This window comes from Paenibacillus sp. MT86 (assembly GCF_058792535.1).
Genome location: NZ_CM179499.1, coordinates 4,793,139 through 4,816,276, shown reverse-complemented (window position 1 = coordinate 4,816,276; position 23,138 = coordinate 4,793,139). Strand labels below are relative to the sequence as shown.

The window sequence follows — 23,138 nt, the reverse complement described above, 5'->3', positions numbered from 1 at the left end:
AAGGCAGGTGTTCATGTTGAACGTCGAAGAGTTGATGACAGAGGTATACGGCATTCTGCCGTTTAAGGTCGAGCCCATGTCATTCGGCCATACCAATCAGGTGTACAGCGTAACATTTCCGGACCGGCAAATCATTCTCCGAACCAATCGCAAGCCCGACGTCCTGAAGCATACTGCAAACAACATAGCGATCCTAACATCGCTGGGCTTGCCGGTACCGAGCGTGATTCGAACGGATGTGTCCCTTCAGAAGGTCCCCTATGCATACATGATGCTGGAGCATGTTCCGGGCCGTGATCTGCGATATGAGCTTGAGGGCATGACGGATGAACAATTGGACGATCTCGCCGGACAGATCATCGTTTTCCAGCGCAAGGTGTCCGAGCTTCCCTTGGGCACCGGATTCGGATGGGTTCCGATCGGAGAGCAGGGGCCTTTTACATCCTGGTCGGAGATCATCGATCGTGATATCCGCGATCATATCGGCAACATAACCGGTGAGGTTGCCCCGGACATCATCGTTCATTTGCAGTACATCAAGCGGCGATACGAGCCTGATTTCGACCGGATAGAGCCTGTCTGTTTCCTGGATGATCTCACGATCAAGAACGTGATTGTGTCCGATGGCACGCTGCAAGGTATCGTGGATTTCGATTGGGTCTGTTATGGAGACCCGCTGTACATGATCGCCCTCACCCAAACGGCGGTGGTCTCTGATATCGGAGACCGGGGAATGGCCTACGTGGAGGCGTTATTCAGGCATTGGGGAGCGGACCGGGAACAGCGGGCACTGATTGATTTTTATTCCGTCGTACATGCGCTGGCTTTTATCGGCTATCATCAGAGGGAGCGGAACGAGGCCTGCAAACAGCGTATGGTTTCATTCATAGTAGACAAAATAAAGCATGATGCAAACAGAACCGCATGAGCTTAAGAGCCCATGCGGTTCTTGTTGTCTTATCAAGAAGTTGGCGCAAATCCCACTCTCGGTTTGTCCCGTTCCTTGGTATTCACCGAAACGTAGCGGATCGCGGTTAACGGTACATACAGCATCTCGTATTCATCTTTGTATCGGATGAATTGTTCGCCTACTTCCTCCAGCGTGCCGTTCCGCACATAACTTCCATCCGTAAAATAGATGCTCACTTCCTGATTCAGCAAATTTTTCAGCATATACGGTTCACTCCTTGTGAATAAAATAGAGTATCGGGGCTAAACGGATCATGGGCATTCATCGGATAGCGTCACAGTTTGGTGACGATGTCGTCAATGATCCCATATTCCTTCGCTTCTTCCGCCGACATAAAATAATCCCGCTCCATATCCTTTTCGACGCGTTCGACGGACTGACCTGTGCGCTCGGATATAATATGCGCCAGCTTCTCACGGGTTTTCAGGATGCGTTTCGCCGTAATGGCGATATCGGTGGCCTGCCCCTGTACACCGCCCAGCGGCTGATGGATCATAATTTCGCTGTTCGGCAGAGCGAGGCGCTTGCCTTTGGCGCCGGCCAGCAGCAGGATCGCACCGTATGACGCGGCGAATCCCGTGCAGATGGTGTTGACTTGAGGTTTGATAATCTGCATGGTATCGTAAATGCCAAAGCCCGCGGATACCGAGCCGCCCGGACTGTTGATGTACATGTGGATATCCTTCTCAGGGTCCTCGGCCGCAAGAAACAACAGCTGCGCGATAATGCTGTTTGCGATGGCGTCATCGATGGCTGCGCCCACAAAGACGATCCGATCCTTCAGCAGTCGGGAATAAATATCGTATGATCGTTCGCCACGGTTGGTTTGCTCAACAACATAAGGAACAATATTCATGGTTTCATCCTCCATCTTCATAAGGTTTTCGTGATTCAGCAAGTAAACGAAGATACAACTGCAAAAGATACGAAAGAAACCATGAAATATATTTTTGATGACCGAGTAACGAAAAGCACGCTTCATTCGTTTACCTATAAGATATCCTACCGAGATGTGGAAAGGAGTTGGATTCCGATGACGATCTATCGACTGAGCGCCACCACGGCGGCCGACCAGGGCCTGGCGGAGCTGAATGCTGCCCTGCACAGGTATTGTCTGTCCCTTACAAACTCCTCATGGGATTCCGATGATCTGGTGCAGGACACATGGATCAAGGCGCTGGAGCATTTGCGGCAGCGGAGCCATGCCAATCCCGAAGCTCTCCTGCTTCGGATCGCCAAGAACACATGGATTGACCGGGTCCGCCGGGATCAGACCTACCGACGAATTCTGGATGAGAAGCTGGAACACGTATTGCCTAAAGAAGAAGCCTCGAACGAGGACAGCAAGCTGAACATCGAGTTCGCCTTTCAATGGCTGATGGAACATTTGTCGCCTCTGCAGCGAACGGTGCTGCTGCTCCGTGAGGTGTACGAATATTCCATTTCGGAAACCGCGAATATGCTGCAAACGACAGACGGAGCGGTAAAAGCGGCCCTTCATCGAGCTCAAAAGGTGCTGCAATCGTTGAACCCGGAGGAAGAGGAGCTTGGATTGGCTATGCCCGAAGAGGCAGAGATGACCCTGAATCTTCAGGCATTGGCAGAGGCATACCAATCCGGGGATGTCGAAGCTGTCGTTAGGCTGATTCAATGGAACAGCAGCGGGGCATCGGCCATTGGAAGCATGGCTCCGATGGAGGTTCAATCGCCGACCGCGAGTTATATGATGTATGGCGGGTATTCGGCCGACATGCGAATGGCCGCGTAAAGCGAAGATTCGACCAGGTGGATCATACATGGCCGTTAAGGCCGGAGCAGAAGCTGCTCCGGCCTTTTTTGACGAGGATTAACAACCGGTGAATAGGGACAACCGATATACATGAATCTCCGTCCATCGTATCGTCTTCCAGCCCTTGGGGATGTATACTATAACCAAGCAGATCGGACAGGAATGAGGGATGAGGTTGCAGACCGAAGTGAAGCTGTACACCATGTGCATGATCCAAGACGGAAGCAGAATTTTGCTGATGAACAGACCGGATGACAAAGGATTCCCCGGATATATTGCCCCCGGCGGCAAGGTGGATTTTCCGGAAAGCATTGTAAACGGAGCCATTCGGGAGGTTCGGGAGGAAACCGGCTTGATTGTGAAGGACATCATCTATAAAGGCCTTGAAGAATCCTGTGAACCGAATACGGGGCTTCGGTACATGGTATTTAATTATTTGGCCACTTCCTTTGAAGGGGAGCTGCTGGAGCATCCTCCCGAAGGGGAGCTGTTATGGGTGGATCGCGAAGAGGCGTTGAAACTGCCCATGCAGGATTGGTTTAAACGAAGGTTTCCTTTGTTTTTCGAAGAGGGGACATTTGAATTAAGCGAGATATGGGATGAGCAGACAGGACACGTTCTGGAGGAAATGGTCAGGCGGTATCCTGCAAGAATACCACAGGCGGCAGGTCTCGCCGATTAACGAAGGGAGCGTTGCGGCATGGCGGTCAAGGCGGTGTTCTTCGATTTATATGAGACGTTAATCACGGAGTTCGCAGACGGCAAGCGGGTATCCAAGAGATCCTATGACTACATGGATAGACTCGGGCTTTCGGACGCGGAGTTTAAACAGGAGTGGAGCACTTGTTCGGAGCGAAGAATGAATGGGCATTTTCCCGACTATCATTCGGTGATCCGTGACATTCTGGATTCTCGCAGTTTGCCCTATCCTCAGGAACACGTGGAATTCCTATATCAGTCGAGAGTCGGCGAGAAGAAAATTCCTTTCCAAACAATCTCGAAGGAGATCTGCAGGCTGCTGGAACTTCTGCGTGAACGGGGACTGAGGCTGGGCTTGATCAGCAATTGCTCGGAAGAAGAGGTGGTTTCTTTTGGCCAGAGCGGATTGGCCCCCTACTTCGATGACGTTATCTTCTCTTATCAGGTAGGGGTAGCCAAGCCGAATGCAGAAATCTATCGCTTGGCTTGTGAGCGCTTATCCGTAAGACCGGAGGATGCCCTGTTTATCGGGGACGGCGGTTCAGATGAGCTGAGAGGCGCGGGGAGTGCCGGATTAAGGCCATATCACGCCTATTGGTACAATACGTTTATGGAGAGCGGGTATGAGAAGATCCGTCAACCGCTGCATGTGCTGGACATCATTGAATCTATATAGAAAGGGAGCCGCCGAACAATGAATCTGCAGGCCATTAACCATCTCTGCTTTTCAGTTTCGCACTTGGGACGGTCCATTGATTTTTACAGGGACGTGTTTGGAGCCAAGCTTCTGGTCAGAGGGCGAAAGCTGGCTTATTTCGATTTGAACGGGCTGTGGATTGCTCTAAACGAAGAAGACGTGGACCGAAGCACGGCAAACAGAACCTATACGCATATTGCATTTACCATCGATGAGCAGGATGTGGAACCGACGCTGCTTCGCCTTCAATCGCTCCAAGTGGAGATTTTGCCAGGTAGGGCAAGGGACGAGAAGGATAAGAAGTCGATTTACTTCCTGGATCCGGACGGCCACATGTTCGAGTTTCATACGGGCGGATTGCAGGACAGACTGGACTATTACCGAACGGACAAAGAGCATATGATCTTTTACAATACCGAGTAGTTGGGAGAGGAACGATTCCAATTCCAGGGGAGATGAGACGATGAACCTTGCCAACCGCATAACGATAGCCAGGATGTTATTGATTCCCGTATTTATTTTGTTTTTTGCCGAGTATCCACTATGGTTGACCGAGAACAGCCCCTTCTTCGGATTCATTCATGCTTATGGAACCTACATCGCGCTGGGCGTGTTCATTCTTGCATCGGCTACGGACAAGCTGGACGGTTACATAGCACGGAAATTGAACCAAATCACGAACCTTGGAAAATTGCTGGACCCGCTCGCAGATAAACTGCTCATATCGGTCGCCTTAATCATGATGGTTCAATCCGGCATGGTTGCGACTTGGATCGCCGTTGCCATCATCGCCCGGGAGTTCGTCATTACGGGACTTCGGATGGTCGCCTCCGAGCAGGGAATCGCTTTGTCCGCTGATAGACTCGGCAAACTGAAAATGGTGCTTCAAGTCACAGCCATAGCGGCCGTGTTGCTGGATAACGCTCCTTTTACGTTCATCAGAATGGTCCAAGTGGACGAAATGCTCATGGTTGCGGCAGTAGCCTTAACGATTTACTCAGGCATCCATTATTTGGTGAACAACGTTAAACTCATTAAACTTAGCTGAAGAGTAGATTTTTTTGAACAGCCGAAGATGGGAAAATATCCTACTTTGTGCCCATTTTGGGCTCGGAAGGTAACGATTTGAGCCGGGACTGTCGATATACAGATAGACTGGAATAAAAGCCTGCGAGACAGAAGGTACAAAGGAGAGAAATAAATGAGCTTAAACAGAAAGACAACGAAGATTTTTCTTGTCGTTGTGATGATGTTGGCGATGGTTTTTCCAACCAGCGTATTCGCCGCCTCCGGGGACGTAACATCGATTGAATTTGATACGAACGAGAGCAAAATTTACTTAACCGTTAATGAAACAACGGAACAACTTCGCGTATTGGCTAACATTGAAGGATCTTCCACGAAGAAGGACGTAACCAATGAGACGACGTGGACTTCTTCCAACACGAGGATCGTAAAGGTTGACGGCGGTCTCATTATTCCGCTGGAGAAGGGGACGGCCCGTATTACGGCAAAATACAAAGGCGCAATCAAAACGATTGATGTCGACGTCAAATTTGCCATCGACGAGTTCAAGCTGGATCAGCCGGATAAAGTGGAGCATAAGCTTGGAACGGAAGGTTTAACTGTTAAAGCACTGGCTGACGGAACGAACGACGTGACAACGGAAGCGAAGTGGACCACTTCCGATGACAGCGTAGTGAAAGTAAGCAAAGGGGAACTGACCCTCGTAGGTCTGGGCAGCGCAACCGTGACTGCGGATTACAAAGGGCTCAAGGCTTCCTTTACAGTCAAAGTCGTCGCTCCTTACCAAAAGCTTGCGATCGTTCCGGGCGAGGATCAGGAGCTGCTAGTCGGTGATGCGCCTGTGGATCTTAAAGTATTCGCCAAGCAGTCGGAGACCGATGCAGGTACGGACGTAACGGACAAGATAGAGTTGAAATCGTCCAACACTTCCGTAGCAACGGTTGAAGATGGCAAGCTGAAGCCGGTGGCATTGGGTAAATCCACGATCAGCGTGAGCTATCTGGGTTCGACTGCCAAGCTGGATGTGTATGTGCGCAATCCATATGAAGCTTTGATACTGGATCAGACGGATTTCGTCAAGAATCCGGTTATGTTTATGAATGATTCGATTACGGTAAAAGCCAAGGTTCGTAATGCGGCTTCCCAATCCGTCGACGTGGCCGGGGAATGGACCTCATCCAATCCGCTGGCGGTATCCGTCAACGGTGGCGTGATCACAGCAAGAGCTAAGGGAACCTCCACCATCAAGGTGAGTTACCTCGGAATCAGCAAAGAATTTACCGTTAAGGTTTATCCGACGGTAACCAAGTTTGAAACAGAGGACACAAAGGTGGATGTGCTGAAAGACGAATCCAAATCCTTCCCTAAAGTGACGGGAACGCTTCTGGACGACGAGGAAGAGGATTTCAGCAGCGCGGTAACCTGGACTTCGAGCGATGAGAACGTGGTAACGACCGAAGACGGCAAAATCAAAGGTATCGATGCCGGCACAGCAACAATCACCGGTAAGATCGGTTCCAGAGAAGTAGCGACGCTGCCGGTTACGGTTAACGAAAAAGTGCTGGTGCTGCTGCCGGATGTAGAGGAGTATCAGCTGGTTATAGGCAGAAGCAACGCGCTGCCGAAAGTAAATGCCGTATTCGAGGATGGCGAAGAGAGCGATGTGACCTCTTCCATCGAATGGTCGCTGACAGGATCTGCGGCTGTCATTAAAGACGGTACGATCAAAGGCTTAACGAAAGGCTCGACAACGCTGAAAGGCACTTACTTGAATAAAGAAGTCAAGATTCCGGTCGTGGTTGAACAGGAAGTCGTTAAGTTTGTCGTAGACCCGGAGAATATTGACCTCAACATCAAGAAATCCAAATCGATTAAAGTTACAGGCTACTACAGCAACGGCAAAACGGTTTCGCTCTCATCCAAGATGAATTGGAGTTCTTCGGACACCGCGATTGCAACGGTATCCAGAACCTCCGTTAAAGCGGTTGCCGAGGGTAAAGCAACGATTACGGGTTCATACCAAGGGAAAGAAGTCACCGTTAAGGTTAACGTGGTTCCGAAGATGACGAAATTGATCGCCAGCGAGAAGAAACTGAACTTGAAGCCCGGTGACGTCAAAACCGTAACGGTTACGGCCGAATATGATACCGGCGCAAAAACGAGTGTTGGGGACACCGCCGTGTGGACAACCAGCAACTCCAGCGTGGCCAAAGTAACGAACGGACGCATTGAAGCGATCGCGAAGGGAACCGCCCGCATTAAGGGGCAGTACAATTCGAAGACCGTAACCATTACCGTCTCTGTTAAATAGTTAGAACAGCATGCTGCAACAGCCCGGCTCTAAAGATGAGCCGGGCTGTTGTCTGTTCATAAGAATCTTTCTGGGTAAAGCGGGATGAGGTCAAATTCCAGGCTGCTGCGTTCTCAGAAACCAGGCAAGCAGATGGCCGTTATAGATCTCCAGCGATTTCACCTGAAAATTCGTCGCTTCGGCGAGTACATACATTTCATCGATCGAATAATATTTCATCTCGGCATCAACAAAACCGTCTCCTATCCGGTAGTAAGGCATATCGAGGAGATCAGGATCGTGACGAGCAGGTGCAAAATGCCGTTTCCAAGGCGTTGAAATAAGCAGGCTTCCGCCAGGCATCAGTTTATCATGGATTTTGCGGAGAACCGGTATCGGATTGTAGTTCATATGCTCGAGCACTTCCGTAAAGAGAACGATATCGTACCGTTCGTTTCCCGGAATATCCTCGGCTTCCACATTGCACTGGCTCCACCGGATCCCGTAGTCCTGTTCCAGCTCCGCGGACCAGTAATCCGCCATGTGATCCAAGCCGTGTGCTTGAGCTCCGGACAATACGCTGTACATTAGCAGCGTACCGTAAGCAGCGCCGATATCTAGCACCTTGGCGCCCCGGTTCACAAGCAACGAGTCCAGGATCGGAAGCAGCGGGTACCAGTAGCTGGCTTCTTCATCCTTGTAAACAGACAGATAGTGGCTCCCATTCCGCTTGGCATGATAGGAAGAGATGATCGTTTGGGCACGGGACAGTTTCTCGTCAGGCGATAGATCATCATCAAAAGGCTGCCTGCATTGCCGCTCGGCAGCCTCGGGTAACGGTCCGACCGTTCCAACGCTGACGAGCAGGTATCCGGGCACATTCCGCTTCTCGTATTCAGGGAGTCTATGGTACCACATTGTCAGCCAATGCTTGACGGTCTGGGAATCCCGGATGAAATCAAGAAAATCCAAACTGTCCAAAAAGCCGATGCTGCTCTCCTCGATCAACGTTATACCGCATCGCTCAAATTGATTTCTGAGCGTGGAGGCTGGATGCTCCGTGCCATACATCCAGGTGCCCAGCTGTTCGGCGGCTTCTTTTCCCGCACGATACGGCAAACATTCCGCAAAAGGGGTGAGGATCAGCATCGTTCCTCCCGGCTTGGTAACCCGTTTCATTTCCCTTAATATCGCGATCCGCTCTTCTTCCTCAAAATGCTCCAGCACCCCCGCATTCCAGGTTAGATCAAAGTGCTGGTCAGGAAGCCGCATCTCCCTAATATCGGAGAGAACAAAGGTGCCCGGAACCTTGGCGCTGTAAAAGGCGCTCCGGCTGTTGTACAGCGCATTCTCGGAATAATCGACCAGCGTCACTTCCGCATGCTCAGCAGCCAGGCGCAGCGAAATCTTGCCCGTTCCGGAACCGGCCTCGAGTATTCGCTTCCCTTCGATGCCTCCTGTAACCTCCATGATCTTATCGTAGATGGTTTGGCTTAGTGAATCCCAGTGATAGGATATCTCCCGGGACCATAGCTGATCCCAAATCTTCTTCTGGCGTTCATCCGGCAGCATATCATTCGGTCACCCCTTTGTGTTCTGGCGTGTACTTGCGAAACAGCCGGTGGAACTCACCGGAGCCGTTGTGAATCTCAGCCAGTTCTCTCAATCCGTACGCCCCGTATTGATGAAACAGGCCAGCCTCGTTCATGGAAAATTCGGTGTATTTGTCCGGCATCGACATGCGTTGGGCCATGGTTGCGTGGTATACCCAGGAGGCCAGGCAGCATTTCGGCTTCCATGCCGTGCGCGTTCCCATATAATACCGCATGCCCAGAAGCAGACTGTCATCCTCATAGCCCTGCTTGCCGGATAAGAATCGAGTATCATAACCTCCAATATGGCGAAGGGCTTCCGCACGGTGAACGACCGGATGCACGAATCCATCCGCAATCCCTTCTCTTGACAGCCGCTGGAGCGTTTCGCTGAGCTCACCCGGTGTTTTCGGAAGAACAATGAACTCACCCAAGGGCTGCAGTTCTCCGGTTGAAGTAACGATGCCGGGCGATACCATAGGCTCGTCGTTACATTCCAGATAACGAAGAAGAGGTTCGTGCCAATCCGGAGGAAAGAGCATGTCGACATGAATTTCGGAGATGTACCCCGCTTCTGGGAAGTGCCCCCATATGAATTCAAAACACGCTTGCCTGGCGGCAGCGATGCCGATATTCGCTCCGTTCCCGAGAATAACACCGGACAGGCCTAACGTTTGCAGCCATTCTTGCAGCTCTTCATTCGTAAGGCATCCTTGATTAAACAGAACCGTCCTATGCTCCCGGGAGCGCCGCAGACTGCTTAACGCCAGGCTGGCCATGTGTAAATCATTCTCGCGCGAGCTCTCCCGAATGAATAAGGGCAAGGTATGAATGATCTTCAATTCCATCGCTTCCTCTTATGGTTATTCGTTATTCCATCCATTCAACAAGCGTAGGCGATTCCTCCAGAATGGAGTCGTATTGTTCTTTCGAGCCGAACTCTGCTTCAGGATCAAGCTGACGATAACGCCTGAGCTTCTCCAGCCTGTATTCCGGTTTGGCCCACCCGTAATGCTTAAGGCGAATGGCTGAAAGATGGTGGGGAAGATCGAATACATTCGCCGGGAACCGTCCACAGTGCTGAGGCGTCTCTTTCCAGCAATACTTCATTTCGGGACGGTAACGCAGAAGAAAAGGGCGATAGGTTCTATGCGAGCTCCAGAATTCATCGTCCCGGTAATGGGTTTCGTTCCAAAAATCATAGAGCCGAAAGCAGTACAAATCGAACTCGTTTTGCTTCAGCATGGAAGGAAGCTCAGCCGTAAAGGAAGACTCAAACCATTCGTCCGCATCCAAATTCAGAATCCATTCGGGATGAACATTCAAGGTTTCGCGCCATTGTTGCTTTCTCAGCTCAACCTCGTTGTGAAACAGGGATGCCTCGTTGCTGATCAGACGCAGCGGAATTCCCTTCAAAACTTCCATACATACATCCAGCGTGTTATCCGTACTTGCATCATCGATAATAACGGCTTGGTCAATGTAGTCCCGATGCCGTTCAAGCGCTTGCCGCAGATAGCGTTGGCCTTCATTCTTCAGAACCATCGTCAGGGTGAGCGATGGGCGGGCCGTGCGGCGATTCGCATCAATGGGGCTGAGACAGCCCTCTTCTCGTTCCTCGAGGCAGCTTCGAGTAACCTCGGGGATGGATGTAGTCTTATCCGTTGCCTTCAGGAACAGTCCGGCATGGTGAAGATCGCTTTCACGGTAGATATGGTAAGCCGGGTAGTGCGTATCTACATACAAGGTGAACCCCAGCGCAGCCGCCCGAATGCTGAAATGCCGATCCTCTCCCCAGAAGGACAAATTGTAGATGGGTTTATAGTTAACCCCGCGCACAAGAGCCCGGCGGCTGATTAAAGTGCAAGCTCCGAGTCCGCCGACTTCATACACGCCGGCCTCCGCTAACCGGCTCACGAATTGTTGATAGCGATGTTCCTTTTGGGCTTCGTCCAACGTTTCGCCCGCCTGTTGTTCGTATTGGGTATATTCATCCTTGAGCCACACCTGGGGATGGGGGCGTGAGTCCGGCTGCCAACGGGTCCAGAAGATTTCCGAAATGATCTCTTTGTCGGTGGCGATGAGGTGAATCAGGGTCTGCGGTGCCAGCAGCAAATCCGAATCGACCAGAAACAGATAGTCAAACCGTAAGTCAAGCGCATATTGAATGATCTTGTTCTTATAATCGGCTACCTTCCAAATCAATCGATCGTTCCAATAATGGGTTGTCTCGTCGCGGATATATTCGTGATCATCAGGCGTATGGGCGCTGTGGATAACCACCCGGTTAACTTCTTTCATAAATCGGCTCAATCTGGCGCTGGATAATTCATCGTTGTTGTCATCGATAAAGAAGTAGCAAAGCTCCAAGGAATTTTGCTCCAGCCGCAGCAATGAGGTTAGGAAATGGTCCAGAATCTCCGGTTTCTGCCGTACAGGACTGCCGATCAAAACGCGTCTGCGCCCCTGGGTCGTCATGAGCTCTGCCTCTCATCGTCACGCTGAAGCTCCTGCAGCTTGTTTCGAAAATATTCTTGGTTCGCCAGCATGGTCTCATCGCCCGGTCGGTAGGCAAGCGCCTTCTCATTATGCTGATTGGCAATCGCATAAGCTCCGATTCGGTCGTAACAAACGGCCAATTGCAGATGGGGAAGCCATGTGGAGAAGGAGGGGTTATGAAATCCCATGTAATCCGGAGGCAGCTCAAGCTCGGTAGCCAGCTTATACCAGTAGATGGCCGTATCATATTGGTTTTTCTCGAGAAAATGGTAACCGATGCGGCAGCAGAATTCGGACCGCGGCGGCGCATACTGCAGGGATCGGAGAGAGGATTCAAATGCGGCTTGCCCGTTTCCGAGCTCGTGATGGCAATCGGACAGCCTGCTGCAGGCCGAGAGAACATCCTCGATCCAGCCTTTTTCCGTATGTAAGAATCGTTCGTAATAATCGATCGCTTTCTCGAAAAGACGGTGATCCTTTAGTTCATTCGCATAATAGAACAGATCCCGCGGGGTGAACGATTCGCCGGCTGCCTCGCGCTGCACATAGATTCTGAGATTCCGGCCGGTGTCCGGATCATGATTCGAGCTGAGATGGGTAATGGCAATATCGCTATTCATAACATGACCGTAGACTTCCAAATATTCGTGGACGGGCCCGATCCATCGAAAGGCCCTGCTCCGTTTGACAAGACGGTTGCGCCGCAGACGGAAGGTGACATTGCCGAATTCGTCCGAGCTCAAATGATAGAGCATGGTCACGGAATCGATGTCGGGCGCAAGGTTTTCTTTAAGCGCTATTAGTTTCAGCCGGTCTTCTTCAAGCAGCACGTCGTCGGCATCGAGCCACAGGATATAGTCCTGGGTGGCCTTGCTAAAAGCAAAGTTTCGCGCAGCCGAAAAATCGTCGATCCATTCAAAATCATAAACGGCCGCCTGAAAGGATCGGGCGATTTCTTTCGTGCGATCGGTGGAGCCTGTATCCACAACGACGATCTCATCCACGATGTCTGCAATCCGGGACAGACAGCGGTTCAAATGATGTTCCTCATTTTTTACGATCATGCATAGGCTGATAGCGATCAATACATCACCCCCGCGTATAATCCATTCCAAAGAATATGCCAGATATATATTCAGGTCGGCGTACGAAATGAACCGTCGAGCGCCAAATTGAACCCGTGCGTATCAAAAAATGACGAATATCGCTTCTTTAAGCTCGTTTTTTAAAGCGGCTGACAAAAAAACGGTCACATAGACCGTTTTTTGGCTTGCACCTCGTCGAACAGCAGGGACTGGCGAAACGAAGTTTGGCGGGTGAAGGCTGCTGATTGTAAATTTGGTCTGGATTTAATCCATGTCCAATGGTAAAATCTTCTCAAATTTTGTTCTCCGTTTAAGTCATTATTGGAAAGAAGGAATCTAAGGACATGAAATCCATAAACGTACTTCATTATGATGCATTCTCCTTACAGCCTAATATGGGTAATCCTGCCGGCGTGGTCTTGAACGCAGACGAGCTGACAGACAAGGAGATGCAGGCCATCGCCCATAGCGTAGGGTTCAATGAAACGACCTTCATAGTAAAATCGGAGCGAGCAGATGTCCGATTAAGATATTTTACGCCCGGACATGAGATGAATTTGTGCGGCCATGCCACCATGGCTTCGATGTATGCCTTGAAGACCAAGGGGCTGCTCCCTGACAAAGAAACCGTGTGGATTGAGACAAGAGTGGGCAATTTGCCGATCGGATTTCAGAATGCTCAGGGAAAGCTAATCATGAAGATGAAGCAGGATCATCCTCAATTCCTGCCCTTTGAGGGAGATGTTGAACGCCTGGCAGCATCCATGGGTCTGCAACGCGAGGATTTGGATTTCGCAATGCCGATCGTATATGGAAGCACGGGAATATGGACATTGCTGGTACCGATTAAGGGGCTGGAGCCGTTTGGGCGGATGGTGCCTCATAATGCCATGTTCCCGGATATATTAACGGACAATCCGAAAGCTTCTCTGCACCCTTTTTGCCTAGAAACGATCGACGAGTCTTCGTTTATGCATGCCAGACATTTCTCTTCACCGTACTCAGGCACCGTCGAGGATCCGGTAACAGGAACCGCGTCAGGCGTAATGGGAGCTTACTATTTAACCTATTTGAATCCCGAGGCGCCCTCCGCACGATTTATCGTTGAACAAGGCAAGGAAATGGGGAAAGACGGTAGAGTCGATGTTCAAGTGAATCGCTTTGAAGAGACCATGGACGTCTATATTTCCGGTACGGCTGTATTCGTCAAAGAATTCGAGGTTAGCTATGATTCATAACGATCGGATAATATCATCAAGATATTGTGAATAGAAACAGGGAGTGCAAGTAATGCAGGAACAAGAAGAAATCAAGATTTATCCCAAGGTAACCAAAATGCTGGTGGGTTCTCTGGCATTTGTGTTGGTAGGCAGCGGGTTAGTGTACGGAGGGTTAACCTCGGACAACGTCTTTATCGTAATAATTGGAATCATTTGCGCGTTGTTTTTTGGCATGGGACTGGTGTTTTCCATCGTCAACTTGTTCAATCGGAGCCGGCGCTCTTGATCCATCGGGAGGGAATCGTTGATAAATCCTCCTATGCGAGCGCCGGAGCCGTCGCGTGGAGCGAAATCAAGAACATTCACATCTATCAGATTAAGAATGAGAAGTTTATAGGGATCGATGTATATGATCCTGAACTTTTGATGTCCAGGCATCCCGCCTGGAAAAGGAAGCTCATGAGTTTGAATAAAGGCATGACGGGTTCTGCCATCCATATATCCGCATCAAGTATCTCATGTAATCTGTATGAGTTGTTTCCTCTGTTATATCAAAGATGGAATGCGTCCAAAAACCTGAATACGGAGATGAAGGAGGGGCAAGGGTTATGAAGACATTCAAGCCGGAGATGACTTTGGATAAGGCGGTAAGCCATCTCCGGCAGATTGAAGGAGAAGCGGTGCTGAATGTCACCCCCATCGAGATGGGAGAATTAAGCAAGGTATTCAGTTATCGTAAAGGCGATGCCGATTATGTCATTCATTTTAAAGATAACGGGGACAGCCTTCATAAAGTAAACAAAATCTACAGTATGTACGGTGATCAATCCTTGCCCATTCCTCGAATCCATAAGATCGGAAGCGTGGGGAATATCCATTACTCGATATCGGATAAAGTACCCGGTACGCCGATAAGCGCTCTTGAGCCGGCACAGATTAGAGGGCTGGTTCCCGACATCGTCCAGCAATTCATGCGGATCCTTCAGATCCCGATCGGGGAGTCCCATGAGGGGTTCGGGTGGATTACTCCCGAAGGCAAGGCTGCTCATCATTCATGGCTGGACTACCTGACGTCTGTATTCGATGCGGAGCAAGAAGGTTTCTACCATGGATGGCAGAGCCTGTATGAGCACAGTTTTCTGGAAAAAGCATTTTTCGAAGAGATCTACCAAACGATGATCGAACTTGTTCGCTATTCGCCATCGGAGCGCTATCTTGTCCATGGTGATTTCCATTTGGGCAACATGCTTGGAGAGAACGAACACGTAACCGGTATCGTGGATTGGGAGATGGCCATGTTCGGCGATTTCATGATGGACGTCTCCGTTATTCATATGTGGTATCCGATGCTGGGATTTCCCAAGCGGCTGCAGGAAGCGATGGAGCAGCAGGGCGAGAGGATTCCTTATTTTGAAGAAAGGCTGCTGTGCTATCAGCTATTTCGTGCGCTGGACGGGCTTCGTTTCTATGCGAAAAAGGATGATCAGGGCAGCTATCAGTTCATGAAGAATCATATCACCTCATTATTAAAAGGATAGATCCCTTCGGGGCAATGTCATTTAGTTAAGGCTCAGGACCAAACATCAAGAAAAGAGCAGGTTATCGAAAAGATAGCCACGCTCTTTTTTTTGTATATGGCATAAAAAGACTTGACAAGTCGTTAGAAATGTGTGGCGAAGCCCCTTGAAAAACGAGGAGGTTTTGCCAATGAATGAGTACGCGAACGCGCTAAAACAAACACTGACATCCCTCATACGAGAGATGTCAGCCGATCCAGCACCTTATGTCAAAAACCCTGAAAAGGATTTTACCCGAAAGAAAAAGCTGCCCTTTGAAACGGTCATGCAGCTCCTGATCTCCATGGGCGGCAATAGCATTTATAAGGAACTCTTGGAATCTCAGGGCTATAACGTACACACCGTGACCACGTCTGCCTTTGTCCAGCAGAGGAATAAAATCCTGCCAACTGCTGTGGAATCCTTATTTCACAAATTTACGCAATCGTATACGGATATCAAGTACTACCGAGGATATCGATTGCTTGCCATTGACGGTTCGGATTTGCATATCGCAACGAACCCTGCCGACACGGATACATATTTTCAAAGTCAACCGAACACGAAAGGCTTTAACCTTCTGCATTTGAACGCAGCCTATGACTTGTGCAACAGACTTTACGTGGATGCCATTGTTCAGCCCCGTAGGTTGTGGAATGAGGGCAGGGCACTGGCCGATATGGTGGACCGCTCCCCCATCCAAGGAAAAGTCATTGTTATTGCCGATCGCGGCTATGAGAGCTACAACAATTTTGCGCATATTGAACGTAAAGGGTGGAACTACGTCATACGCGTAAAGGATTTGAACTCCAATGGTATTCTTTCAGGCTTGCGTTTGCCCACTAGCGGAGAATTTGATCTTGACGCTCAAGTGATACTCACCAAAAAACAAACCAAAGAGGTCAAGGCTCATCCTGAAATGTACAAGTTCGTCCCTTCCCATTCCTCATTTGAATTTGTGGATTTGCAGAAGAACTTGTTTTACCCGATTTCCTTTCGGGTTGTTCGTTTCCTCCTGCCTACTGGCGCTTATGAAACCGTCATTACCAATCTATCTGCAGACGAGTTCTCACCCGTCGAAATCAAGTCCATTTACAGCATGCGATGGGGTATTGAAACCTCATTCCGGGCATTAAAATACACCGTAGGTCTTACGAGTTTTCACGCAAAAAGACAAGAGTCCATCGCTCAGGAGATTTTCGCAAGATTAATCATGTACAATTTCGCCGAAATGATTACCTCGCACGTAATCATTTCCCGAAAAGATAAACAGCACCAATACCAAGTCAACTTCACGGTTGCCGTTCACGTTTGTAGACATTTCCTGCGCTCGCGGGACGATGAACCCCCGCCTAATGTAGAAGCGCTGATAGGTAAGAATATTTTGCCGATTCGACCCATCCGCCCAGGACAGCAGAATACGCGCAAAATCCGCTACAAATCAGCTGTTAGCTTCGTTTATAGAGTAGCATAAACCGGCCCCAATGAACATTTTTAAAGCGGGTATATCGTCCGCTTAGTTTGCTGTACGCATTTTCACTTGTCTCCATGAGAAAACAAACGGCACAGGGCGCTTCCCCATGCCGTTTCAGAATCCATCGTATTTCCAATCTTGCCTTTGAGCTTATCTTAATGACATTGCCCTCGCGGGCAGCTTTTTCTATAGATCCAGCTCCATTTTGACCACTAATCGTTGATCGTCGCTTGCGACCTCCGTCGCTTTCAAGAAAGAAACCAGCTGCTTGGGATAAAAGTTCATGTCGAATTCTTCCTGCAGCGCTCTGCGCGTTGTGTCGGGCAATTCCAGCCGGTTGAACACAAGTTTGTCGACTTCAAACATAATGGCATTCTCCGGTTCGTTAATGACGGTGTATTTCCCTTCAATCAGCAGCGACAAATTTCCGCTTTCGCCGGAAGCTATTACTTTTCCATCGTCAAAATGAAACGCAAAGCTATTAAAGATTTCGTCTTCGGATCTTAAAAACGTGTTGAGATCATCTTCATGGATGTCGATGGTGTATACCTTGCCGTTGGTCTTCAGTATGTTCTTGCTGCCTTGGACGAACGACGGCAGATTTTCCATGGCGCTAGCCAGGGCCTGGAAATGACGCTTCACCTCGTACAGCCCTACATTCTCCCAATAGAGGGTAAACTCCTCGATCAGCCTCTTCATGGCATCCGGATTGCCGCTGGCTGTGAGTGCTCCATCTACCTGCTGCTCAAGCGCAAGCACCCGTTCGCGCTGCTTCACCAGGCTGTCCTTTACTTCGGCGAGCTGGGACGCATTCCGTGCTGCTTCAGCCTGAGCGGAAGCAAGGGAGCGGTACTGATTGTTATACACGGTAAGCGTATCCCGGTCGTTCTGAATAATAATATCGTAAAAGTCCATGACGCGGAAAAAGCCGGCTAAGTCTTTTGCAGACAGCAGCATGAAAAATAAGTTATCCCGCTCACCCATGTAATATGACCGAAGGACGGCGGCCGCCCGAGCTCGCCGGTCTTCAATGCGCAAGCCCATATCCTGGATTTGGGTTTGCAGCTCATTCTGAAGAGTCTGCAATTCCTCCATGCGTTTGGTTATCCGTTCGATTTCATGATCGATTTCCACGATGGAGAGGCTGTCCTCCAGAAGCTTGCGCGCCTCTTCCGAGTCAGGCATGACGGGGCTGACATCCTGCTGGGAATAAACCGCAGCGGGAGCGCCGATGAAGCAGAAGAACAGGGTTAAACACAGCAAGACCGGGAGGAGTGGGTATTTTACTCGTACTTTCAAACGGGAGTCCTCCTTGCATGGTTGTTAGTCGAAAGGATACCAACCATGGTCTGTCCCTTCATTTTAACCAATATATGACGCGTACGACTCAATTATCAACCTTTAGGCACTAAAAAAGCGATCCGGCAGCTAAAGCACCTGATCGCTCTTTTAAGTACTTGTTCTCTAATCGCAAGGAAAATCCACAAGCGCAGCCTCAGGTTGTCCAGGTTGACCGCCGGCGGATCTCGTTTATCGCTTGCATGGTTTACATATTAGAGTGGTTTGCCCATAATGAAGACCGTCCAGTAGCTAAAGCCTGTGAAGGTCACGATCATATAAGCCCAGAAGAGAAGAATATAGGTTCTCTCCGTGAATTTCAAATATCCCAGGATCACGAAAAATGCGGTCTGCAGGAAGAAAAGCAGTGCCATTTCAATATGATCTCCGGCAAAGGCCATCAACCCGATGGTCAGGGTGAAAAAGCCAAGGACTCGAAACATCCGTGCCACGATTATATCCTCCTCTCGTATGTACGCACATAATGCTGCTATGAACATTATAGCGTTATGGGAAAAACGTGTAAACGCCTAACTCAAGAAAACCCTTTATTTTTTATTATTAACCAGAAGCAGGACATTGAATTCGGGAACAATTTGGGTGAAACGCCCCTTTTCCCTCCGTAAGAGTATGATCTGTAATCAAAATGGAAATACATTTTAGTATCAAATAGATTCTATGAACTCTATGAGAGGCATAGAAATGAACTAAGCAGTTTTTATACCCTATTCAGCAGCCGATTTACGGTATTGAAGACGGTTATTTTAGGATGTCGTTAGGAGGGTTTTATGGTATGTCAGCAGTGAGACAGGATGCATGGAGCGCAGAGGACGACCTAATACTGGCGGAGGTAACCCTGCGTCATATTCGTGAGGGCAGCACCCAATTGGCTGCCTTTGAGGAAGTCGGAGAAAGAATAGGCCGGACATCGGCGGCTTGCGGATTTCGTTGGAACAGCTGTGTTCGCAAGAAATATGAGGATGCTATCAGCTTGGCGAAATCTCAGCGTCAAAAGAGAAGTTATTATAAAAAACAGCCTTCCGCCAGCGGACCACAAGTTGCAGGATTGGCAGCTCCGGAAATGGAGCACGATGTTTATAAACATGATGGCGCAAGCGAAGAGACGCTGTCCATCGATGCGGTGATCCGTTTCCTTCGTCAGTGGAAGGGCGGGCTGCAGGAAAGTTCACGCCAGTACAAACTGCTTGAGAAGAATTTGCGTGAAAAAGAGGATGAGCTTGCAAGGCTCCGCAGCGAGAATCAACGGTTGTTGAAGGAAGTAAGCGAAGTGAAAACCGATTACCATGTGGTCAATGACGATTATAAGGCACTGATTCAGATTATGGATCGGGCACGGAGGCTGGCTTTTTTGAATGAAGAGGACGAGGAACTGAAGACCCGCTTCAAAATGGATGCCAACGGTAATCTGGAACGAATCGAATAGGTAAAGGTTATCCTGATCCGCCGTAACCCGCACTAGTGCATTTCATGCGCTTTGGCGGGTTATTTGTGCGTATTGAAGATTATTCTGATATATACTAAGACTAGCACATCATGTTTAAAGACAGTAATGGGGGATGATCATGAATATACATATCATCGGGGCCGGCTCTTTGGGCCTGTTGTATGCCGGCAAACTTGCGGCTTCAGGCTGCGGCGTCACGGTATGGTGCCGCAGCGAGGAGCAGGCGAGCAAACTCCGGGCATCCGGCATCACGATCGAGGAGATGGAGGGGAAGCCTCAGACCGTTGCCCCCAATGCTTTTTCGGTCCGTGCATGGGATGCCTTTGCCGAGTCGGGAGCGGCAGCGGATGCGGATTATCTCTTTCTCATGTTGAAGCAGCAAGGGATCGAAGAGATGGCTAGGGAAGTGCTGGCACCATTCGGACACCATCGCCGCAATCTCATATGTTTTCAGAACGGTACAGGCCATTTGGAACGGCTTCGGGAGCTGCTGCCTATGTGGAAGCTCTATGCGGCGATTACCACGGAAGGGGCCAAGCGTACAAGCAGTTCCTCGGTTCTGCACGCCGGCCACGGAACGACAACAATCGGCAAAATGATGCTTGCTGCAAGCTTTATAGGGGCAACATCCCGCGAAGATCATGAAATTGAGCTGGTTAAAGAGCTGAATAGAGCAGGATTTGAAGCTTTATTGTCGAATGAGATGGATGAGATGATCTATCGTAAACTGCTGATGAACGCGGTCATTAACCCTTTGACTGCATTGTGGCGGATTCCTAACGGAGCGCTGTTATCCTCCCCTGAACGGGTCGGGCTTATGAAGCAGCTGTATCATGAAGGAATCCTTGTATATGAAGCTGCAGGAATTCCGTATGGAAACAAGCTGTGGGAATGGATTGTAAGCGTCTGCCAATCCACTTCGGGTAACACGTCCTCCATGCTAAAGGACGTGATGGACGGCCGAACGACGGAAGTTGCCTGGATTAACGGAAGTATTGTCGAGCTTGGTCACAAATATGGCGTTTCAGTGCCAAAACACGAGCTGATCACGCAGCTCATCGAGGGGATGAATCTATAGGGGGGCATAGTATGGGATTTTTACAGGGGCTGTTTAACACATTGAGTCTTTTTCCGTTCATTCCGTTTCTGATCGTGTATATCATAGTGCTCCAAAGAAATAAGAATCGAAAACAAGCGCTGGAGCTGGCCATGGATATCACCACCTTTTTTATGCTGTTCTCGGTTTCCGCCTTGTTTAATAATACGTTCCAGTCCAAATTCGGATTTTATCTGATACTTCTGATGCTGCTTATCGCGGCGGGGCTGATCGGGAGTGCGCAAAACCGCTGGAAGGGCAAGGTAAACGGAAAAAGGCTGATGCGGGCCGTGTGGAGGCTCGGCTTTGTGACAATGAGTTTTGGTTACATAGTTTTTACATTTTTTGGTCTACTCTCCTACATAATTAAGATGATGTAAGTACAATCTAATAACTAGTATTATATGAAAAATCTGTTTGATCATTGGATCAGGCAGATTTTTCAATTTATTGATTTCTGGATTTTTTTGACCACTGGTTGTATAATCGATAAGCATATACCTAAAATCTATGAGGGGGATACCGCAAGATGAAGAAACAAAAGAAACTACTGCTTCTCATGACGCTGATTCTTGCCTTCAGTTCAGTGCTGGCAGCATGTGGAGCTAACAAGAATGATCAAAGTGCCAACAATGGGGAAGCGGGTAACAAACCGAAAGAGCAAGTCTTTCGCATGAACCTTGCTTCCGACCCTCCAACATTGGATCCGGGATTGTCTCAAGACAATACATCGAATACGGTAATCAATGCTGTGTTCGAAGGTCTGGTTCGTAAAGGTGCAGAAGGCACTGAAGAGCCGGGCGTGGCTGAAAAATGGGATATTTCGGAAGATGGACTGAAATATGTCTTCACCCTTCGTCAAGATGCCAAATGGAGCAACGGCGATCCTGTAACGGCCAAGGACTTTGAATACGCATGGAAACGCGTACTTGATCCAAACTTTACTCCTGCATCACCGTACGCGTATCAGCTGTACTATATCAAGAACGCTGAAGCTTACAATCTTGGAGAGATCAAAGACGCCAATGAAGTGGGCGTAAAAGCTACCGATGATTACACGCTGGAAGTTACGCTGGAGAACCCAACGCCATACTTCCTCAGCTTGATGTCTTTCCAAACGTACTTCCCGGTTCACAGCTCCGTGGAAGGTAATGCTTCTTGGGCGACCAAACCGGATACTTTGATCGGCAATGGTCCGTTCAAAGTTTCACAAATGACAAAAGGTCAAAAGATCGAGCTTGTTAAGAATGACCAATATTGGGACAAGGACTCCATCAAACTTGAAAAAGTCCAAATGAGCATCGTCAACAGCTCTGCAACTGAACTTTCAAGCTACCGTAATGATGAATTGGATTATGCAGGTCATCCAACAGGCAACATCCCGACGGATCAACTGACGGCGATCAAAAAGGAACTGGGCGATGAACTGATGATCAAAGGGATTTCATCGACGTATTTCTATATCTTTAACACAACGGAAGAACCATTCGACAATGTGAACATCCGTAAAGCATTTTCTATGGCGATTGACCGTAAAGCGATCGTAGAGAAAATTACGCAAGGCGGACAATTGCCTGCTTACGGCTTTGTTCCTCCAGGCATCAAGGGTGAGTCCGATGAGTACCGTAACGAGGTGCCGGATACTTACTTCCAAGAAAATCTTGAAGAAGCCAAGAAACTGCTCGAGCAAGGTATGAAGGAAAAAGGCTATACCACAATGCCTGAGGTTACTCTGATCCACAACTCCGATGACAACCACAAGAAAATTGCGCTTGCCATTGCCGATATGTGGAAGAACAACCTTGGCGTTACTGTGAAGGTTCAAAACCAAGAGTGGGGCGTATTCCTTAAGAATCGTGATGACTTGAACTATCAAGTGGCACGTTCCGGCTGGGGGGCGGACTACAACGACCCGATGACTTATATCGATATGTGGACATCCAACGGCGGTAACAATGACACTGGTTTCAAAAACGAAGAATACGACAAACTTGTGAAGGATGCCTATGCGACAAGCGATAATGCCAAGCGCATGGAGCTGATGTCCCAAGCTGAGAAAATTCTCGTTGAAGACAACCAAGTGGTCATGCCGATTTACTACTACTCCAGTGTGTCCCTGGTTAAACCATGGGTGAAGAACTTGCATCTGGATTATAAAGGTGACATTGATTTCACACGCGCATATATCGAGTAGTCTTTTGTAAACCATTATCAAAGGTTACGTTTCGGGATATATATGTGGGGCATTCTAAACCTCATATATATCCCGATTTTTTATATGAGCGCAAGGTTTCCAAATCTTGTGTCCGTTGGGGAAAGTTAAGGGATGCCCAATCCGTCCT

Annotated in this window: 24 protein-coding genes; 16 read left to right on the top strand and 8 right to left on the bottom strand. The window is 49.1% G+C overall.

Going from position 1 to position 23,138, the window contains the following annotated elements:
* The first annotated feature begins 13 nt into the window (after nt 1-13).
* Complete coding sequence (locus AC3RCL_RS21575; RefSeq protein ID WP_492531858.1) at nt 14-928, top strand: phosphotransferase family protein; 915 nt, start codon at nt 14-16, stop codon at nt 926-928.
* A 32-nt stretch (nt 929-960) separates the two neighbouring features.
* On the opposite strand, the gene AC3RCL_RS21570 is transcribed toward AC3RCL_RS21575, so the two are convergent.
* Together AC3RCL_RS21570 and clpP are read right to left on the bottom strand one after the other, a co-directional pair.
* On the bottom strand, nt 961-1,173 hold the full coding sequence (locus tag AC3RCL_RS21570) for a hypothetical protein (RefSeq protein WP_009590043.1): 213 nt from the start codon (nt 1,171-1,173) through the stop codon (nt 961-963).
* 71 nt (nt 1,174-1,244) lie between these two features.
* Nucleotides 1,245-1,826 (bottom strand): ATP-dependent Clp endopeptidase proteolytic subunit ClpP, encoded by a 582-nt coding sequence (gene clpP / locus AC3RCL_RS21565; protein ID WP_036664303.1) that lies wholly within the window; start codon nt 1,824-1,826, stop codon nt 1,245-1,247.
* Between the two features lie 177 nt (nt 1,827-2,003).
* Between clpP and AC3RCL_RS21560 the strand changes: the two genes are divergently transcribed.
* The 6 genes from AC3RCL_RS21560 (at nt 2,004) to AC3RCL_RS21535 (ending at nt 7,492) form a co-directional block, all read left to right on the top strand.
* Nucleotides 2,004-2,738, top strand: a complete 735-nt coding sequence (locus AC3RCL_RS21560) for an RNA polymerase sigma factor (protein ID WP_492531855.1) — start codon at nt 2,004-2,006, stop codon at nt 2,736-2,738.
* Between the two features lie 190 nt (nt 2,739-2,928).
* Nucleotides 2,929-3,441, top strand: a complete 513-nt coding sequence (locus tag AC3RCL_RS21555) for an 8-oxo-dGTP diphosphatase (protein ID WP_192571191.1) — start codon at nt 2,929-2,931, stop codon at nt 3,439-3,441.
* An 18-nt stretch (nt 3,442-3,459) separates the two neighbouring features.
* Nucleotides 3,460-4,134, top strand: coding sequence for an HAD family hydrolase (locus AC3RCL_RS21550; protein ID WP_492531853.1), 675 nt, complete (start codon nt 3,460-3,462; stop codon nt 4,132-4,134).
* 18 nt (nt 4,135-4,152) lie between these two features.
* Nucleotides 4,153-4,578 (top strand): metallothiol transferase FosB, encoded by a 426-nt coding sequence (fosB, locus tag AC3RCL_RS21545; protein WP_492531851.1) that lies wholly within the window; start codon nt 4,153-4,155, stop codon nt 4,576-4,578.
* A gap of 40 nt (nt 4,579-4,618) precedes the next feature.
* Entirely contained in the window at nt 4,619-5,203 is a 585-nt protein-coding gene (gene pgsA / locus AC3RCL_RS21540; protein ID WP_492531849.1) for a CDP-diacylglycerol--glycerol-3-phosphate 3-phosphatidyltransferase, read from the top strand.
* A 153-nt stretch (nt 5,204-5,356) separates the two neighbouring features.
* Complete coding sequence (locus tag AC3RCL_RS21535; RefSeq protein WP_492531847.1) at nt 5,357-7,492, top strand: Ig-like domain-containing protein; 2,136 nt, start codon at nt 5,357-5,359, stop codon at nt 7,490-7,492.
* Between the two features lie 90 nt (nt 7,493-7,582).
* Here AC3RCL_RS21535 and AC3RCL_RS21530 read toward each other — a convergent pair whose 3' ends face one another.
* From AC3RCL_RS21530 to AC3RCL_RS21515, 4 genes are read right to left on the bottom strand one after another with little or no spacing between them, the layout of a single operon-like run.
* A complete protein-coding gene (locus AC3RCL_RS21530) occupies nt 7,583-9,043 on the bottom strand; it encodes a methyltransferase domain-containing protein (protein WP_492531845.1) in 1,461 nt (486 codons plus the stop codon).
* Between the two features lies 1 nt (nt 9,044).
* A complete protein-coding gene (locus AC3RCL_RS21525; RefSeq protein WP_492531843.1) occupies nt 9,045-9,911 on the bottom strand; it encodes a glycosyltransferase family 2 protein in 867 nt (288 codons plus the stop codon).
* 22 nt (nt 9,912-9,933) lie between these two features.
* Nucleotides 9,934-11,541 carry a glycosyltransferase gene (locus tag AC3RCL_RS21520; RefSeq protein WP_192571197.1) on the bottom strand — a complete coding sequence of 536 codons (1,608 nt, stop codon included), beginning with the start codon at nt 11,539-11,541 and terminating at the stop codon, nt 9,934-9,936.
* On the bottom strand, nt 11,538-12,647 hold the full coding sequence (locus AC3RCL_RS21515; protein ID WP_492531840.1) for a glycosyltransferase: 1,110 nt from the start codon (nt 12,645-12,647) through the stop codon (nt 11,538-11,540). Before AC3RCL_RS21515 ends, AC3RCL_RS21520 begins: the two co-directional genes overlap by 4 nt.
* A gap of 344 nt (nt 12,648-12,991) precedes the next feature.
* On the opposite strand from AC3RCL_RS21515, the gene AC3RCL_RS21510 reads away from it, so the two are divergent.
* From AC3RCL_RS21510 to AC3RCL_RS21490, 5 genes are all read left to right on the top strand, one after another.
* Nucleotides 12,992-13,885 carry a PhzF family phenazine biosynthesis isomerase gene (locus tag AC3RCL_RS21510; RefSeq protein ID WP_492531838.1) on the top strand — a complete coding sequence of 298 codons (894 nt, stop codon included), beginning with the start codon at nt 12,992-12,994 and terminating at the stop codon, nt 13,883-13,885.
* Nucleotides 13,886-13,937: 52 nt separating this feature from the next.
* On the top strand, nt 13,938-14,153 hold the full coding sequence (locus tag AC3RCL_RS21505) for a hypothetical protein (protein ID WP_492536513.1): 216 nt from the start codon (nt 13,938-13,940) through the stop codon (nt 14,151-14,153).
* Nucleotides 14,081-14,479, top strand: coding sequence for an STM3941 family protein (locus tag AC3RCL_RS21500; protein ID WP_492531836.1), 399 nt, complete (start codon nt 14,081-14,083; stop codon nt 14,477-14,479). Before AC3RCL_RS21505 ends, AC3RCL_RS21500 begins: the two co-directional genes overlap by 73 nt.
* Entirely contained in the window at nt 14,476-15,405 is a 930-nt protein-coding gene (locus AC3RCL_RS21495) for a phosphotransferase family protein (protein WP_492531834.1), read from the top strand. The genes AC3RCL_RS21500 and AC3RCL_RS21495 overlap by 4 nt, the downstream gene beginning before the upstream one ends.
* 169 nt (nt 15,406-15,574) lie before the next feature.
* Complete coding sequence (locus AC3RCL_RS21490; RefSeq protein ID WP_492531316.1) at nt 15,575-16,897, top strand: IS4 family transposase; 1,323 nt, start codon at nt 15,575-15,577, stop codon at nt 16,895-16,897.
* A 186-nt stretch (nt 16,898-17,083) separates the two neighbouring features.
* Here AC3RCL_RS21490 and AC3RCL_RS21485 read toward each other — a convergent pair whose 3' ends face one another.
* Both AC3RCL_RS21485 and AC3RCL_RS21480 read right to left on the bottom strand, forming a co-directional pair.
* Nucleotides 17,084-18,196 carry a coiled-coil domain-containing protein gene (locus AC3RCL_RS21485; RefSeq protein ID WP_096773063.1) on the bottom strand — a complete coding sequence of 371 codons (1,113 nt, stop codon included), beginning with the start codon at nt 18,194-18,196 and terminating at the stop codon, nt 17,084-17,086.
* Between the two features lie 254 nt (nt 18,197-18,450).
* Nucleotides 18,451-18,687, bottom strand: coding sequence for a DUF2626 domain-containing protein (locus AC3RCL_RS21480; RefSeq protein ID WP_006209059.1), 237 nt, complete (start codon nt 18,685-18,687; stop codon nt 18,451-18,453).
* Between the two features lie 341 nt (nt 18,688-19,028).
* Between AC3RCL_RS21480 and AC3RCL_RS21475 the strand changes: the two genes are divergently transcribed.
* From AC3RCL_RS21475 to AC3RCL_RS21460, 4 genes are all read left to right on the top strand, one after another.
* Entirely contained in the window at nt 19,029-19,679 is a 651-nt protein-coding gene (locus AC3RCL_RS21475; protein ID WP_009590829.1) for an RsfA family transcriptional regulator, read from the top strand.
* Between the two features lie 139 nt (nt 19,680-19,818).
* On the top strand, nt 19,819-20,778 hold the full coding sequence (locus AC3RCL_RS21470) for a ketopantoate reductase family protein (RefSeq protein WP_492531831.1): 960 nt from the start codon (nt 19,819-19,821) through the stop codon (nt 20,776-20,778).
* Between the two features lie 11 nt (nt 20,779-20,789).
* Nucleotides 20,790-21,176, top strand: a complete 387-nt coding sequence (locus AC3RCL_RS21465; protein ID WP_492531829.1) for a DUF3397 domain-containing protein — start codon at nt 20,790-20,792, stop codon at nt 21,174-21,176.
* Between the two features lie 149 nt (nt 21,177-21,325).
* The gene (locus AC3RCL_RS21460; protein WP_015734226.1) at nt 21,326-22,990 is read left to right on the top strand and encodes a peptide ABC transporter substrate-binding protein; all 1,665 of its coding nucleotides are present in this window, start codon (nt 21,326-21,328) and stop codon (nt 22,988-22,990) included.
* The last annotated feature ends 148 nt before the right edge of the window (nt 22,991-23,138 follow it).

Bases quoted from the DNA above. Each gene is read 5' to 3' on its own strand.
- AC3RCL_RS21575 (WP_492531858.1), top strand. From the start codon at position 14: ATGTTGAACGTCGAAGAGTTGATGACAGAGGTATACGGCATTCTGCCG.
- AC3RCL_RS21570 (WP_009590043.1), bottom strand. From the start codon at position 1,173: ATGCTGAAAAATTTGCTGAATCAGGAAGTGAGCATCTATTTTACGGAT.
- clpP (WP_036664303.1), bottom strand. From the start codon at position 1,826: ATGAATATTGTTCCTTATGTTGTTGAGCAAACCAACCGTGGCGAACGA.
- AC3RCL_RS21560 (WP_492531855.1), top strand. From the start codon at position 2,004: ATGACGATCTATCGACTGAGCGCCACCACGGCGGCCGACCAGGGCCTG.
- AC3RCL_RS21555 (WP_192571191.1), top strand. From the start codon at position 2,929: ATGAGGTTGCAGACCGAAGTGAAGCTGTACACCATGTGCATGATCCAA.
- AC3RCL_RS21550 (WP_492531853.1), top strand. From the start codon at position 3,460: ATGGCGGTCAAGGCGGTGTTCTTCGATTTATATGAGACGTTAATCACG.
- fosB (WP_492531851.1), top strand. From the start codon at position 4,153: ATGAATCTGCAGGCCATTAACCATCTCTGCTTTTCAGTTTCGCACTTG.
- pgsA (WP_492531849.1), top strand. From the start codon at position 4,619: ATGAACCTTGCCAACCGCATAACGATAGCCAGGATGTTATTGATTCCC.
- AC3RCL_RS21535 (WP_492531847.1), top strand. From the start codon at position 5,357: ATGAGCTTAAACAGAAAGACAACGAAGATTTTTCTTGTCGTTGTGATG.
- AC3RCL_RS21530 (WP_492531845.1), bottom strand. From the start codon at position 9,043: ATGCTGCCGGATGAACGCCAGAAGAAGATTTGGGATCAGCTATGGTCC.
- AC3RCL_RS21525 (WP_492531843.1), bottom strand. From the start codon at position 9,911: ATGGAATTGAAGATCATTCATACCTTGCCCTTATTCATTCGGGAGAGC.
- AC3RCL_RS21520 (WP_192571197.1), bottom strand. From the start codon at position 11,541: ATGACGACCCAGGGGCGCAGACGCGTTTTGATCGGCAGTCCTGTACGG.
- AC3RCL_RS21510 (WP_492531838.1), top strand. From the start codon at position 12,992: ATGAAATCCATAAACGTACTTCATTATGATGCATTCTCCTTACAGCCT.
- AC3RCL_RS21505 (WP_492536513.1), top strand. From the start codon at position 13,938: ATGCAGGAACAAGAAGAAATCAAGATTTATCCCAAGGTAACCAAAATG.
- AC3RCL_RS21495 (WP_492531834.1), top strand. From the start codon at position 14,476: ATGAAGACATTCAAGCCGGAGATGACTTTGGATAAGGCGGTAAGCCAT.
- AC3RCL_RS21490 (WP_492531316.1), top strand. From the start codon at position 15,575: ATGAATGAGTACGCGAACGCGCTAAAACAAACACTGACATCCCTCATA.
- AC3RCL_RS21475 (WP_009590829.1), top strand. From the start codon at position 19,029: ATGTCAGCAGTGAGACAGGATGCATGGAGCGCAGAGGACGACCTAATA.
- AC3RCL_RS21470 (WP_492531831.1), top strand. From the start codon at position 19,819: ATGAATATACATATCATCGGGGCCGGCTCTTTGGGCCTGTTGTATGCC.
- AC3RCL_RS21465 (WP_492531829.1), top strand. From the start codon at position 20,790: ATGGGATTTTTACAGGGGCTGTTTAACACATTGAGTCTTTTTCCGTTC.
- AC3RCL_RS21460 (WP_015734226.1), top strand. From the start codon at position 21,326: ATGAAGAAACAAAAGAAACTACTGCTTCTCATGACGCTGATTCTTGCC.